Raw genomic sequence first — 13,297 nt, 5'->3', positions numbered from 1 at the left:
GGCAGGCAGCGGTGGGAGGCGGGGCGGTGGCCATGCTTCGCGTCGGCCTCGGTCGTGCCTCGGCGTCTGCGCCTGCGCCTGCGCCTGCGCCTGGGCCTGCGCCTGTCCTACCGGGCCAGCACCAGCTCAGGGTCCTCGCGGAGCTTGCCGAGGGCTCTCGACACCGCCGACTTCACCGTGCCCACGGAGACGCCCAGCACCTCGGCCGTCTGAACCTCGCTGAGGTCCTCGTAGTACCGCAGGACGACCATCGCCCGCTGCCGCGCCGGCAGCCGCATGATCGCGCGCCACATGGCGTCGTGCAGCGCCTGCTGCTCGGCCGGGTCGGCGTCGTGGCCGAGGGTGGGCTCCGGCTCGGGCAGCTCGTCGCAGGCGAACTCGTCGACCTTGCGCTTGCGCCACTGCGACGTCCGCGTGTTCAGCAGCGCCCTGCGCACATAGCCGTCGAGCGCGCGGTGGTCCTCGATGCGCTCCCAGGCCACGTATGTCTTCGTGAGCGCGGTCTGCAGCAGGTCCTCCGCGTCGCACGGGTTCGCGGTCAGCGACCGGGCGGTACGCAGCAGCACCGGCTGGCGGGCCCGCACGTACGACGTGAAGGAGGGATACGTCGCGTTCGGAAAGGACCGCGTCGCGGCGTCGGAAGCGCTGGTGCAGACGGGTGTGGTCATGGCTCCACGCTATGAGCGACCCCTACTTCAGCGGATCGGCCGCAGGTGCCGAAGCAACGTCCGCCTCAGGTTGTAGGGGTGGGGCTGACTACACCTCCTGAAGGTGGACGAGCGACGGACACATACTGCGGGATTACCCCTGAGGGTCACCCGCCGCCGACGAGGCCGGGATCACCCGTCGGCGGCCAGGACCAGGCCCGATGTCGGCACCCCTGTCCCCGCCGTCACCAGCACTCGCTCCGCCCGGGGTATCTGGTTCACCGACCTCCCCCGCACCTGCCTCACCCCCTCCGCGATTCCGTTCATCCCGTGCAGATACGCCTCCCCGAGCTGCCCCCCGTGTGTGTTGAGCGGCAGCCGCTCCTCGGCCACGAAGTCCGCCGCCTCCCCCTTTCCGCAGAACCCGAACTCCTCCAGCTGCATCAGTACGAAAGGAGTGAAGTGGTCGTACAGAATGCCCACGTCGATCTCCCCCGGCCCCAGCCCCGCCGTCCGCCACAGCTGCCGCGCCACCACGGCCATCTCCGGCAGGCCGGTGAGGTCATCCCGGTAGAAGCTCGTCATCTGCTCCTGCCCGCGGCCGGCGCCCTGGGCCGCCGCCGCTATGACGGCCGGCGGGTGAGGCAGGTCACGGGCCCGGTCGACGGACGTGACGACGATCGCCTGGCCGCCGTCCGTCTCCTGGCAGCAGTCCAGCAGCCGCAGCGGCTCGACGATCCAGCGCGAGGCCGCGTGGTCGGCGAGGGTGATGGGTCTGCCGTGGAAGTACGCGGCCGGGTTGGTCGCGGCGTACTTGCGGTCCATGACCGCCACATGTCCGAAGGCCTCCGGCGTCAGCCCGTAGGTGTGCAGATACCGCTGCGCCGCCATCGCCACCCAGGAGGCCGGAGTGAGCAGCCCGAACGGCAACGACCAGCCGAGCGCCACGCCCTCCGCCGACGGCTCCCGGTGCTGCACTCCCGAGCCGAAGCGCCGCCCCGACCGCTCGTTGAAGGCCCGGTAGCAGACCACTACCTCCGCAATCCCCGTGGCCACGGCGAGCGCCGCCTGCTGGACGGTCGCACAGGCCGCGCCGCCGCCAAAGTGGACGCGGGAGAAGAAGGACAGGTCACCCATCCCGCACGCCTGGGCCACGGTGATCTCCGGGCTGGTGTCCATCGTGAACGTCACCATCCCGTCCACGTCCCCCGGCGTCAGCCCCGCGTCGTCCAACGCGGCCCGCACTGCTTCCACCGCCAGCCGCAGCTCGCTGCGCCCCGAGTCCTTGGAGAACTCGGTGGCCCCGACACCGACGATCGCCGCCCGCCCGGCGAGGGCGTCCCGCGTCCGCACGCTCATGCCGGTCCCTCCGACACGGTCACCGTCACTGTCCCGGTCACGTGCTTGCCGATGCCGTTCGCGCCGGTCACCCGAACCGTGGCCGTGCCGCCGTCGATCTCCTCGACCCTGCCCGTCAACACCATCGTGTCCCCGGGGTAGTTGGGCGCCCCGAGCCGTATGGCCACCTTGCGCAGGACGGCTGTCGGTCCGAAGTGGTCGGTGATGTAGCGGCCGACCAGGCCGTTCGTCGTCAGGATGTTCATGAAGATGTCGGGGGAGCCCTTCTGGCGGGCCAGGTCCGCGTCGTGGTGCACGTCTTGGTAGTCGCGTGAAGCGATGGCGCCGGAGACGATCAGCGTGCGGGTGATCGGGACCTCCAGCGGAGGCAGTTCGTCACCGGCCCTTATGGGCCTCACCGCTACTCCCTCACCGCCCGTCATGTGTCCGACTCCTGCATCTCCTCGGCCTCCTGAACGCGCCAGACCGGCAGCACCAACTCCTCCTCGTACTCCTGGAATTCCAGCCGCACCGGCAGCCCGATCCGCACCTTGTCGTACGGCACCCCCAGCACGTTGCCGATCATCCGCACCCCTTCGGCCAGTTCGATCAGGCCGACCGCGTACGGAGGATCGAAGGCCGGGAACGGCGGATGGTGCATCACGACGTACGAATAGACCGTCCCCTCGCCACTCGCCTCGACCGTGTCCCAGTCCAGCCCGCCGCAGGCGTTGCAGCCGGGCAGCCAGGGGTGGCGCAGGGTGCCGCAGCCGGTGCACCGCTGGACGAGCAGTCTGTGCTGCTCCACGCCCTCCCAGAAGCCGGCGTTGTCGCGGTTGACGACAGGGCGGGGGCGCGCGGGCGTCTGTCGCCGGTCCGGCTGTGACGGCTTCTGCCCTGTCCGGCGTATGGGCGCGAACTTGAGGATGCGGAAGCGGTGGGTGCCGGCGAGGTCGGGGCCGACGCGGATGTCCATGCGGGTGGTGACGAAGTACCCCGTGCCGAGCTTCGTCGTCTTCTTCTCCGAGATCGACTCGATCACCGAGTCGAAGGTGATCTCGTCTCCCGGCCGCAGGGGCCGTAGATACTCCTGCTCGCAGTCCGTGGCGACCACCGAGGTGAAGCCCGCTTCGTCGAGCAGGCCGAGCAGGTCGTCGTACGCGTGCGTGCGTCCCCTGTGACCCACGAGGCCGCTCATGGTCCACGCCTGGAGCATGGTGGGCGGTGCGATGGCGTCCGGTCCCGAGTACGCCGGGTTGGTGTCGCCCATCGCCTCGCACCAGTGCCGGATCATGGGCGCGTTGACGGGGTCCCTGCCCGCACGGGCCACGGCGGCCCGCCGACCCTCGTAGGCCTTGAGCCGCGTCTCGAACTCGTCGCCCGCTTTCACCTCGTGGCTCACCACCGACCCGTAGCTCACCGTCGCCCCCTCGTCCTCATCGCCCCACGGCGCATCGCACTGACACTTCTGGTACACCGCGACCGCCGATCCGGTTCCCACCACTTCTCAGGAACGTCCACGAGGCCCCACGAAGGTTTCTGGCCCGACGTGGCCCCACGTGGCCCGACGTGGCCCCACGAAGGTTTCTGACTGTCCGTCAGATGCGACGCACTGTCAAGGCCACAGAAAAACGCCTGTGCGGCGGTACCGAAGTACCGCCGCACAGACGCGTTACACCCCACAGAGCACACCCCGCACAGTCCGAGGAGGCCGGTGCCTGAGCACGGGACACCGGCCCCCTCAGCTCACTACCAGAGCGGCGCGAAGTTGACGGCCGTGTTGTCGTTGCCCTGGTTGACGGAGGTGAACGCGGAGCCGTTGACCTGGGCCGTGTTGCTCTGGTTCGAGGCCCCGGAGCCGGTCGCCTGCTGCTGGGTGGTGGACGAGTTGCCGTAGTTGTCGCCGCCGACCCCGCTGCCGATGAGGCCCTGAGCGGCGTTCGTGACAGCCGCGCTGGATCCGTCGTCCGCGAAGGCGCCGTTGTCCGCCGTCGCGACGCCGGTGAAGAGGGCGGCGGCCAGCGGAAGTGCGGAGACGGCGGCGATGACGCGGGCGGTACGGATGCTTGCCATGTTTGTTCCTCCAGAACAGGTGCGCCCAGGCTCCCCGCCGGACGCATTGGTGGTGCATGAAGTACTGCTCTTTCCAGGGCAGTTGGCCGACCGCCCCGGAACTCTGCACGACGTCGCGAGATCAGAGTTGCCCACCGAATCCCCGGCGAACCACCCCGGAAGCCCCTATTCGCCCTCAAGCGTGATGACAAGTCGATAAACCCCTTTCACCACTTCCATCTCCCAAGTCAGGGCAGTACGGGGCAGCTCCACCCCAAGCCCCACAAGGGAGGAAAGGTTTCGGCGCACTTCCGGCCAATCCCTGCCGATCGGCGCGTCGCCCGGCGAGTCACCCCCTCCCCCTCTTTCTTTTTTCGAACACGCGTACGAACATAGAGGTATGGCCACCACCGACCGGCAGGCCACGACGCTGGCCCTCGCACACGCCCTGTCAGCCGCCGAGCGCGGACTGGCCGTCATCCCCCTGTCCCGGACGAAGCTCCCGGCCCTGCGCTCCCCGCATCGCGACGAACCCGACCCCGCCCCCTGCCACGGCGAGTGCGGCCGTTTCGGGCACGGGGTCTACGACGCCTCCACCGACCCCGCCCGTATCCGCGAACTCTTCGCCGCCGCCCCCTGGGCCACGGGCTACGGCATCGCCTGCGGCCTGCCCCCGCACCATCTGATCGGCATCGACCTCGACACCAAATCCGGTACGGACTCCTCCGCCGCCCTGCGCGAACTGGCACTGCGCCACCTGTTCACCATTCCGCCCACGGTCGTCGTCCTGACCCCGAGCGGCGGCCGCCACCTCTGGCTGACCGGCCCGGCCGACGTCGTCGTCCCCAACTCGGCGGGCCGACTCGCACCCGGCATCGACATCCGCGGCGCCGGCGGCTACCTCGTCGGCCCCGGCTCCCGCACCGACCACGGCACCTACAGCACCGCTCCCGGCACCACCCACATAACCCCCGCGCCCTGCCCGCGCGCTCTCCTGCGCCTTCTGCTCCCCCCGCCCCGCACGCACCACTTCACGCCCCCGTCGGCCGGCGGCCACGGCCAGGGGCTCGTGCAGTTCGTGCTCGCCGCCCACGAGGGCCAGCGCAACACCCGCCTGTTCTGGGCGGCCTGCCGCGCCTACGAGGACGGCATCGGCCCCGCGCTCGTCGACGCCCTTGTCGAGGCGGCGCTCAACACCGGCCTGACCGAACGCGAGGCCCGCGCGACGATCGCTTCGGCGGCGCGGATGACGGGGCACCGGCCCTGACGGGCGCAGACGTCCGACCGAGGCCTCGAATCCGACCAGGGCCTCGAAAATGCACGGGAGCTCGATGCACCACCGCCCTAGAGTGCCGACCATGTCGCTGACCCGCGTCGTCCTCACGTCCGGCCGCTCGCTCGACCTCTCCGAGCTGCGGCTCTCCTCGACGTACGGCGGAATGCTGGAGGGCTACCCGTGCAAGCCGGTCAATGAGATGAAGATCAAGGGCCTCGTCCGCACCGCGGAACGAGCCCATCCGTCTGTGCCGGTGCACGTCGTGCCGCCACCGCGCGAGTATCCCGACCAGTACGCGGGCGCGTTCGGCCCGGTCGAGGTGCTGCCCTCCGTGGCCTGCGTCGGCGCCTTCCGCTCCACGGCCCTCGACCGCGACCACGACCCGGTCCTGCACCGCTCCGCCCTCACGATCATCTGGTTCCAGCCCACCACGCACGTGCCGTACGGCTGCGACGCGGAGGACGCACTGCGGGAGGTGGACTGGGAGGGGCTGGCGCGGGACTGCGAGCTTTAGCGCTCTGCGATCTTCAGCGTGCGCGGCCTCTCGCGCGGTAATGCCTCGCGCGCGGTACGACCTCGCGCGTGCGACGGCCTCTCGCGCGCTACGGCCCTTGCAGGCAGCGCCTCCCGGGGCAGCCGCGGCGTGGGGAAATCGGCTTGCCCCGCGCGGGAGCTCCTGTGCCGAGGTCGGCCGATGAGCGTTTCCCGACGTGACCTGCTGCGCCGGCAGTTCGATCTGACCTGGGCGCTGTTCGAGTACCACCTCGACCGACTCCGGCCCGAGGACTTCCTGTGGGAACCGGGGCCGCGCTGCTGGACGGTACGCCGGGCCGCAGACGGCACCTGGGTGCCGGACCGGGCCGAGACCGAGCCCGACCCCGTCCCGGTGCCGAAGATCGCCTGGGTCAGCTGGCACATCGGCCGGTGGTGGAGCGTGGCCACGGACCATCTGCGGGGACGCCCGCCCCGGGAGCGGAACGACGTCACGTGGCCCGGCGACGGTACGGCAACCGTTGCCTGGCTGCGCGACCTGCGCTCGGACTGGCCGGCGGCGCTGGAGGGGCTCGACGAGAGGGGCCTGGACACCACGGCGCCGTTCCCGTGGCCGAACGACCCGCAGTACACGGTCGCCCACATGATCGGCTGGGTGAACGCCGAGCTGATGAAGAACGCCGCGGAGATCGGGCAGTTGAGGCTGCTGCGGGCGAGCCGGACGGACGGCTGACCTGGACGTTCACCGCACGTCGCCACGAGATGTCCAACTCGGCCTGCACCCCCAGAATGGGCATTACCGGGTGTTTTATGCGCCGGATCGGATCGGAGACGCCATGACGGACCTCAAGTTTGAGCAGAAGCGTTCCCTGTCCCGCCTGGAGGCGGCTGATCAGCTCGCGGCGCTCGCGACCGCCTTGCGGCAGGGCGGGGACGCCGAACTGGATATCGACCCCTGGAAGTTGAGCCTGCGGATCCCCGACGACTTCCACAGCGAGATCGAGTTCGAGGTCGAGGACGGGGAGATCGAACTCGAGATCGAGCTCAAGTGGCCGATCACATCGGCTGCTGCCCGGACGGCATCATCGCCGGCGCCGGAAGAGCGGACCGCCACGAAGAGGACCACGGCGAAACGGGCGACAGCGAAACGAACCACGGCGAAACGAACCACCGCTAAACGAACCACCGCTGCCGCGAAGGGGACCGCCTCGAAGAAGTCCTGAACCCCTGAACCTCGTCGGCACCGCACTTCGCAGCGCAGCATGCAGCACGCAGCAGCCGGGGGAGGGCAGCGACGAGCCGAAGAAACGCCTGTTCCCGACGTCACGGTGTGTCTCGGAGCCGGATCGCCTGCCAGGGTCGGCAGACCCCGAAGGCAACGAGTTCTGCATCCTCGGCCAACGGCATCAGTGAGAACCCCTGAGAGCGCGCGCATCCATCAACGCCTCCGCTGATAGGCCAGGACGATCCCGACCATGGCCAGCACCACGACCAGGACGACGAACCAAGAGGGCATTGAGTCGAACCCTTTATAGGCGATCGGGGCGGTCACGAGCATCCGACCTCCTTGGACGGCAGCACTCTCCGAGTGCCCGTTGTCGAGATCAAGATGCTCCGCCCCGGAGCCATCCCCCGTGCAGGCACCACGCACCAGAACGGCCCCCGACCGATCTACCTGGTCAGGGGCCGTACTCACTGCTCATCGCGCGGTGGGTGTGGGATTTGAACCCACGGTGACATCGCTGCCACGACGGTTTTCAAGACCGTTCCCTTAGGCCGCTCGGGCAACCCACCTCGGCCCCGGCCCACCTGGGGCGGAGCGGCTACAGCCTACCGGCCGCGCGGGCTGTGCGGGGTGCGTGGTCCGTGTGGGGCCAATGGCTCCGCCGTCAGGAGTGGTTGGTCGGGCGGAGCCGGTCGTACGCGCGCGTGGCCGTCGGTGTCAGCTGTCGCCCGTGCGGGAGCCCAGGGTCAGGTCGACCGTGCGGGACTGGCTGCCCCGTTCGTAGGTGATCGTGACCTTGTCGCCGGGCTCGTGGGTCCAGATCTCGCCGATCAAGGTCGGGCCGGAGTCGATCACCCGGTCGTCGAGCTTGGTGATGACGTCGCCGGGCTTGAGGCCGGCCTTGGCCGCGGGCCCGCCCGCCTCGACCGCGTCCGAGCCGCTGGCGCCCTGCTCGGTGATCTTGGCGCCGTCGGTGGTGTCCTCCAGGGAGACGGAGGCGCCGATCTTGGCGTAGACCGGCTTGCCGGTCTTGATCAGCTGCTGGGCGACGTACTTGGCCTGGTTGATCGGGATGGCGAAGCCGAGGCCGATCGAGCCGGACTGGCTGGTGCCGCCGAGGCCGTTGGCGGCGGACTGGATCGCGGAGTTGATGCCGATGACGTTGCCCTGGGCGTCCAGCAGCGGGCCGCCGGAGTTGCCGGGGTTGATCGAGGCGTCCGTCTGCAGGGCGCTCATGTACGAGGCGTTGCTGCCGGTGCCGTCGCTGGAGGCGACCGGGCGGTTCTTGGCGCTGATGATGCCGGTGGTGACCGTGTTGGAGAGCCCGAAGGGGGCGCCGATCGCGATGGTCGAGTCGCCGACGGCCACCTTGTCGGAGTCGCCCAGCGTCAGCGGCTTGAGGTCCGACGGGGCGCTCTTGAGCTTGATGACCGCGACGTCGTAGCCCTGCGCGTTGCCAACGACCTCCGCGTCGTACTTCTTGCCGTTCGCGAAGGTCGCCGTGAGCTTGCCGCCGTCGACCGCGTCGGCCACCACGTGGTTGTTGGTGACGATGTGGCCCTCGGTGTCGAAGACGAAGCCGGTGCCGGTGCCGCCCTCGCCGCCGCTGCTCTCGGCCTGGATGGTGACGGTGCTCGGCAGCGCCCTGGCCGTCACGCCGGCGACGGTGCCCGGGTCGCGCTTGACGGAGCCGCCGCTGTCGGGGGCGGAGACGGTCGTCGAGGAGGTGTTCTCGTTGTTCTTGGCCAGGGTGTAGCCGAGGCCGCCGCCCAGGCCGCCCGCGACCAGCGCGGCGATGAGAACCCCGGCGAGCAGTCCGCCGCGCCCGCGGCCGGACTTCGGCTCCGGCTGCTGGTAGGCCGTTCCCCAGCCGGAGCCCGCACCGGAGCCGCCCGCACCGAAACCACCGGCACCGAAGGTGCCCGTACCGGCACCCCCCGCACCTGCGCCGCTGTCGGCATACGGCGGGGTGCCGGGCGGCGGCGGGGGCGGCCAGGACGCGTCGGGGGCCGAGCTCTGCGGCACGGGGGCCTGCGCAGGCTGCTGGGCTCCGTTCGAGGCGGCCTCGGCGGCGGGCGGCTGAGAGCCGTCGGCGGCCGGGGCTGCGTACGGCTGGGTGCTGTTCGAGCCTGCCGGGGCGTCGCTCGGCACCGGCGGGATCGAAGCGGTCGGGGCGTCACCGCCCTCGGGAGCCGGGCGCTCCTGGGACGCCGGAGCAGCGGGAGCATCCACCGGCACGGGGGGTGCGGACGGGGCCGGGGGTACCGCGGCGCCCTCGTTCTCGGTGCTCACAGCTTCTCTCCTCGATCCACGGCTGTTGATATCGGTCGCACTCGGTCACGCCCGTTCACGCTGCAGTAATTGTCGGCTGTCGGTGCGCTTCAGCTGTGCATGGCTTTTTGTATGCCGTCAGCTTTTCCCACGGGCCGTCAGAGCACCATAAGCGGTTGCTGTGGGTCCACGGCCATTCTTTATATAGGTCATGTGCGACTAAACATGCACAATCCGAGCGTCTTCACGACTCCTCCGGTCCCACGTCTACCCCCGCTCGGTGGCACCATGACGCGGTGACCCAAGCACGGCAGCAGCAGACCCAAGTCGTCGCCCATCGCGGAGCCTCCGAAGACGCCCCCGAGCACACCCTGGCCGCGTACAAGAAGGCCATCGAGGACGGTGCGGACGCCCTTGAGTGCGATGTACGCCTCACCGCCGACGGTCACCTCGTGTGCGTCCACGACCGTCGCGTCAACCGTACGTCCAACGGCCGCGGCGCGGTCTCCGCGCTGGAGCTCGCCGAGCTCGCCGCCCTGGACTTCGGCTCCCGCAAGAACCGCGACTCGTGGAAGAACCGGGCCGAGGAGCCGGACTGGGAGTTCCGGCCGGAGGACCCCGAGGACACCTCCGTACTCACTCTGGAACGACTGCTGGAGCTCGTCGCCGACGCGGGGCGGCGGGTGGAGCTGGCGATCGAGACGAAGCATCCGACCAGGTGGGCGGGGCAGGTCGAGGAACGGCTGCTGCTTCTGCTGAAGCGGTTCGGGCTCGACGCGCCCGCCTCGGCCGCGGAGTCCCCGGTGCGTGTCATGAGCTTCTCCGCGCGCTCGCTGCATCGCGTGCGTGCCGCCTCGCCCACGCTGCCCACTGTTTATCTGATGCAGTTCGTCTCACCGCGGCTGCGGGACGGACGCCTGCCCGCCGGCGTCCACATCGCGGGCCCCTCGATCCGGATCGTGCGCAGCCATCCCGCTTACGTGGAGCGCCTGAAGCGGGCCGGTCACCAGGTGCACGTCTGGACCGTGAACGAGCCACAGGATGTCGATCTCTGTGTCGAGCTGGGCGTCGACGCCATCATCACCAACCGCCCGCGCGCGGTCCTGCACCAGCTCGGCCGCTGACACACAGGGAAACCCCTTGAACCCCTTCAATCCCTGCGCAACCTCTTGACCCCTGGACTCCTCCAGCCCCATTCTCCACTTCGGCCACACCGACGAATTCCAGCCATCCCGATTACAGGGAGTGCTCCGGCGCGTTCGTTCCGTATTCGATCGTTCTGAATGCGTCCCCGGACCTTGGTTGGCCGGTTTCCGGTACAGGCCAATGGGGCATCCACACCGTGGCGTGGGGCAAAGGAGGTCTCGGGGGTGGCGTTTGTGGTGGCACAGGAGGTGCCCACGTCGTCGAGCATGGCCGTTCCCCACGGCCCTGCGGGCGTGGGGAAAGCGCGGCACCGTATGCGCTCTCAATTGCGCAGGGGCGGTGTAGCGGAATCGGTCATCGACGACGCCGTTCTGATTCTTTCCGAACTCTTGAGCAACGCGTGCAAACACGGCCGACCGCTGGGTGACGCGCTGTCCGGGGACGGCGACGTCCGTGCCACATGGCGCGTGGAGGCGGGCGGCAGGCTCACGCTGGAGGTGACGGACGGCGGCGGACCCACTCGCCCTGCTCCGGCCACGCCCTCGGTCACCGCGCACGGCGGCCGCGGGCTGAACATCATCACCGCCCTGGCCGACGACTGGGGTGTTCGGGACGACGCCCGCGGTGAGGTCACGGTCTGGGTCGTGGTCCACGACGACGTTCATGATCCGGAAGTCGGGCACCGCCGCGACGATTTCGCTACGCGCGTCGCAGCCCCGACCGTGGGCGCGATATCCGGCCTCGACTTCGCGGACGCCTTCGACGATCTGGACTGAAGGCACCGAACCGAGGGAAACGGAACTGGAACCATGGGTTTCGACCGACGTTCCGCCTCCGTCGCGAAGTTCCTCCGCTCCCGGCACGACCGTCGGTTGTCCACAGCCTCCCGTCGACCATGGCGTGAACGGCTAGGCTCGCGCCCGTACGAGACGAGCCGTAACCGGGAGACACCCACGATGGCCAAGAAGCGACCCCAGACCAAGGCCAAGCGCCCGCAGATCATCGACGGCGAGGTCCCGGTCGTCGGCGCGCGCGAGCCCTGCCCCTGCGGCAGCGGCCGCCGCTACAAGGCCTGTCATGGCCGGTCCGCCGCGCAGGCGGTGACCGAGCTGGTGCAGCGCCCGTTCGACGGGCTGCCGGGCGAGTGCGACTGGGTGGCTCTACGCGAGCTGGTGCCCGCCGCCACCGTCGAACTGCCCCTGAAGGGCGGCCTCCCCGAAGGTGTCCCGTCCGTCACGCTGGCCACGGTGCTGCCGATGGCCTGGCCGGCCCTGCGCCGCGACGACGGCTCGGTCCTGCTCGGCCTGCAGAACGACACGGCGTCGGGCGACATCAGCCGCGACCTCGCCGACACCCTCCAGCAGGCACTCAGCGCGCAGCCCGGCACCCCGGTCCAGGGCCGCCGCGCCCCGGCCGACGGTCCGCGGCTGCAGGATCTGCTCGACCCCGAGGGCGCCTTCGAGCCAGTTGTTCACTCCGGGTTCGAGTTCTGGGTCCCGGACGCGGAGAACGCCACTCCGGAGGTGTCCGCCTCCCTGGAGCGGGCCAACGCCGCGGCCATCCCCACGGTCAAGCTCACCGGCGTGGACGCCGCCTACTGGTGCGAGACGCCGGACAAGAACCACCTGCGCTGGGTCATGCCGCACCCCGAGGAGCAGCTTCTGGACGCTCTCGCGCGGCTGCACGCGGCAGGGAAGTCGAACCTCGGCGAGGGCACGCGTCTCGTGGGCTCCTTCCGCGCTCACGGCCTCACCGTGCCGGTCTGGGACCTGCCGAGCGGTGTCGGCGCGGAGGACGTGGAGAAGCCGGCGGCCGAGTTCGCCGAGCGTCTCGCAGCGGCCCTGGCCACGGATGCCCCGCTCACCGCGGACGAGCGTCGCGCGCGTGGCGGCCTGACCAACCGGCAGGTCACGCTCAGCTGACGGGCGCCTCGCGGATCGGGTGCAGCTGAACGACCGTTCAGCTGCACAGCCCCCTCGGGAGGGGTGAATCCGATCACAACTCCCATGCGGAGCAAGGGAATCCGTGACTGGAAAGCCCGGATCGAATTTGCGAACCGCCGATCTCTTGTTACCGTTCGAGTAGCCCGGTTGCTGGTGCATCCCCCGTCGCCAGCAACCGGGTCTTTCCATGTGCGCAGACCTTTACGGAATGACGTCACATGTCAACGGCCCGTACCGGCCCCGGAATTGCCCGGTGCGGAGTTGCTCGCGGAACGCAGCAACAGCGCCCCGCCCCCGGCCCGCTCGGCGAACTCCGTGACGGCCGTGTAGGCGCCCCCATCTCCACGCGTGCGCTCCCGGGGTGTCTCGCAGGTCCCCGGTTCGTCCTCGGCGCCCACGACGCAGCGCATCTGCAGCGTGCGTCCAGCGGGCCCCATGAGGCTCAGTACGGAGTCCAGCGCGCCGCCGGTCGCATTACGGAAGTAGGTGCGTGCCCAGGTCTCCTCGCCTTGCGTGAGGACACAGGTCTGCGCCTCGATGCCCTCGGGCGAGGTGAGTTCGGGACCGCAGCGCACGGCGGTGGCAAGGCCCAGGTCGAGCAGCAGCGGGGAGCCGGTGCCGGCAGCCGACGGCGCCTTGGCGTCACCGCGAGGGGACGGACGTACGGCGCCGTCCTTCGGGGCGGGCGGGGAGGACCGTACGGCATCGCGCGCGGGCGAACCCACGGCGGCCCGGCCCGCTTCGACGACCTGGCCGGCGGCCGCCCAGGCCAGCGGCAGGGCGACCGCGGCCGCCGCGACGGACGCGAGGGCGATCAGACGGATTCTTCTGTGCTTCGGCCCGCGGCGATGCGATGACGGTGCCCGGTTTCCCCTGGAATGACGCGACATATAGCGGAACATTACGA

Annotated in this window: 14 protein-coding genes and 1 tRNA gene; 7 read left to right on the top strand and 8 right to left on the bottom strand. The window is 70.1% G+C overall.

Annotated elements, in window-relative coordinates; all coding sequences use genetic code 11:
* Nucleotides 1–107: 107 nt before the first annotated feature.
* The 5 genes from OG331_RS26080 to OG331_RS26060 all read right to left on the bottom strand — a co-directional run bounded on the left by OG331_RS26080 (nucleotide 108) and on the right by OG331_RS26060 (nucleotide 4,058).
* A complete protein-coding gene (locus OG331_RS26080) occupies nucleotides 108–668 on the bottom strand; it encodes a SigE family RNA polymerase sigma factor (RefSeq protein ID WP_328880611.1) in 561 nt (186 codons plus the stop codon).
* A gap of 171 nt (nucleotides 669–839) precedes the next feature.
* Nucleotides 840–2,006, bottom strand: coding sequence for a lipid-transfer protein (locus tag OG331_RS26075; RefSeq protein ID WP_406200401.1), 1,167 nt, complete (start codon nucleotides 2,004–2,006; stop codon nucleotides 840–842).
* Nucleotides 2,003–2,395 (bottom strand): MaoC family dehydratase, encoded by a 393-nt coding sequence (locus OG331_RS26070; protein ID WP_406210276.1) that lies wholly within the window; start codon nucleotides 2,393–2,395, stop codon nucleotides 2,003–2,005. The genes OG331_RS26075 and OG331_RS26070 overlap by 4 nt, the downstream gene beginning before the upstream one ends.
* Nucleotides 2,396–2,424: 29 nt before the next feature.
* Entirely contained in the window at nucleotides 2,425–3,405 is a 981-nt protein-coding gene (locus OG331_RS26065; RefSeq protein ID WP_406200399.1) for a bifunctional MaoC family dehydratase N-terminal/OB-fold nucleic acid binding domain-containing protein, read from the bottom strand.
* A gap of 329 nt (nucleotides 3,406–3,734) precedes the next feature.
* The gene (locus OG331_RS26060; RefSeq protein WP_406200397.1) at nucleotides 3,735–4,058 is read right to left on the bottom strand and encodes a hypothetical protein; all 324 of its coding nucleotides are present in this window, start codon (nucleotides 4,056–4,058) and stop codon (nucleotides 3,735–3,737) included.
* 379 nt (nucleotides 4,059–4,437) lie between these two features.
* Between OG331_RS26060 and OG331_RS26055 the strand changes: the two genes are divergently transcribed.
* The 4 genes from OG331_RS26055 (at nucleotide 4,438) to OG331_RS26040 (ending at nucleotide 7,028) form a co-directional block, all read left to right on the top strand.
* Entirely contained in the window at nucleotides 4,438–5,304 is an 867-nt protein-coding gene (locus OG331_RS26055; RefSeq protein WP_406200395.1) for a bifunctional DNA primase/polymerase, read from the top strand.
* A 91-nt stretch (nucleotides 5,305–5,395) separates the two neighbouring features.
* Complete coding sequence (locus OG331_RS26050; RefSeq protein WP_406200393.1) at nucleotides 5,396–5,827, top strand: hypothetical protein; 432 nt, start codon at nucleotides 5,396–5,398, stop codon at nucleotides 5,825–5,827.
* Between the two features lie 180 nt (nucleotides 5,828–6,007).
* Complete coding sequence (locus tag OG331_RS26045) at nucleotides 6,008–6,538, top strand: DinB family protein (protein ID WP_406200391.1); 531 nt, start codon at nucleotides 6,008–6,010, stop codon at nucleotides 6,536–6,538.
* Nucleotides 6,539–6,608: 70 nt separating this feature from the next.
* A complete protein-coding gene (locus OG331_RS26040) occupies nucleotides 6,609–7,028 on the top strand; it encodes an amphi-Trp domain-containing protein (RefSeq protein WP_406200389.1) in 420 nt (139 codons plus the stop codon).
* Nucleotides 7,029–7,512: 484 nt separating this feature from the next.
* Here the strand turns inward: OG331_RS26040 and OG331_RS26035 are convergent.
* Nucleotides 7,513–7,599: transfer RNA gene (locus OG331_RS26035), tRNA-Ser, on the bottom strand.
* A gap of 148 nt (nucleotides 7,600–7,747) precedes the next feature.
* Nucleotides 7,748–9,322 carry a trypsin-like peptidase domain-containing protein gene (locus tag OG331_RS26030; protein ID WP_406200386.1) on the bottom strand — a complete coding sequence of 525 codons (1,575 nt, stop codon included), beginning with the start codon at nucleotides 9,320–9,322 and terminating at the stop codon, nucleotides 7,748–7,750.
* Between the two features lie 275 nt (nucleotides 9,323–9,597).
* On the opposite strand from OG331_RS26030, the gene OG331_RS26025 reads away from it, so the two are divergent.
* From OG331_RS26025 to OG331_RS26015, 3 genes are all read left to right on the top strand, one after another.
* Entirely contained in the window at nucleotides 9,598–10,425 is an 828-nt protein-coding gene (locus OG331_RS26025) for a glycerophosphodiester phosphodiesterase (RefSeq protein ID WP_406200384.1), read from the top strand.
* 159 nt (nucleotides 10,426–10,584) lie between these two features.
* Complete coding sequence (locus OG331_RS26020; RefSeq protein WP_406200381.1) at nucleotides 10,585–11,223, top strand: ATP-binding protein; 639 nt, start codon at nucleotides 10,585–10,587, stop codon at nucleotides 11,221–11,223.
* 180 nt (nucleotides 11,224–11,403) lie between these two features.
* A complete protein-coding gene (locus tag OG331_RS26015) occupies nucleotides 11,404–12,369 on the top strand; it encodes a DUF5926 family protein (protein ID WP_406200378.1) in 966 nt (321 codons plus the stop codon).
* 242 nt (nucleotides 12,370–12,611) lie between these two features.
* Here OG331_RS26015 and OG331_RS26010 read toward each other — a convergent pair whose 3' ends face one another.
* A complete protein-coding gene (locus tag OG331_RS26010) occupies nucleotides 12,612–13,280 on the bottom strand; it encodes a hypothetical protein (RefSeq protein ID WP_406200376.1) in 669 nt (222 codons plus the stop codon).
* Nucleotides 13,281–13,297 lie beyond the last annotated feature (17 nt).

Source organism: Streptomyces sp. NBC_01017, from assembly GCF_045162795.1.
Lineage (GTDB): Bacteria > Actinomycetota > Actinomycetes > Streptomycetales > Streptomycetaceae > Streptomyces > Streptomyces machairae.
The sequence above is the reverse complement of the archived record's forward strand: the minus strand, read 5'-3'. Positions and strand labels throughout refer to the sequence as shown.

Excerpts from the sequence above, each read along its gene's own strand:
- OG331_RS26080 (WP_328880611.1), bottom strand. The coding sequence starts at position 668 with ATGACCACACCCGTCTGCACCAGCGCTTCCGACGCCGCGACGCGGTCC.
- OG331_RS26075 (WP_406200401.1), bottom strand. The coding sequence starts at position 2,006 with ATGAGCGTGCGGACGCGGGACGCCCTCGCCGGGCGGGCGGCGATCGTC.
- OG331_RS26060 (WP_406200397.1), bottom strand. The coding sequence starts at position 4,058 with ATGGCAAGCATCCGTACCGCCCGCGTCATCGCCGCCGTCTCCGCACTT.
- OG331_RS26055 (WP_406200395.1), top strand. The coding sequence starts at position 4,438 with ATGGCCACCACCGACCGGCAGGCCACGACGCTGGCCCTCGCACACGCC.
- OG331_RS26050 (WP_406200393.1), top strand. The coding sequence starts at position 5,396 with ATGTCGCTGACCCGCGTCGTCCTCACGTCCGGCCGCTCGCTCGACCTC.
- OG331_RS26045 (WP_406200391.1), top strand. The coding sequence starts at position 6,008 with ATGAGCGTTTCCCGACGTGACCTGCTGCGCCGGCAGTTCGATCTGACC.
- OG331_RS26020 (WP_406200381.1), top strand. The coding sequence starts at position 10,585 with ATGCGTCCCCGGACCTTGGTTGGCCGGTTTCCGGTACAGGCCAATGGG.
- OG331_RS26015 (WP_406200378.1), top strand. The coding sequence starts at position 11,404 with ATGGCCAAGAAGCGACCCCAGACCAAGGCCAAGCGCCCGCAGATCATC.
- OG331_RS26010 (WP_406200376.1), bottom strand. The coding sequence starts at position 13,280 with ATGTCGCGTCATTCCAGGGGAAACCGGGCACCGTCATCGCATCGCCGC.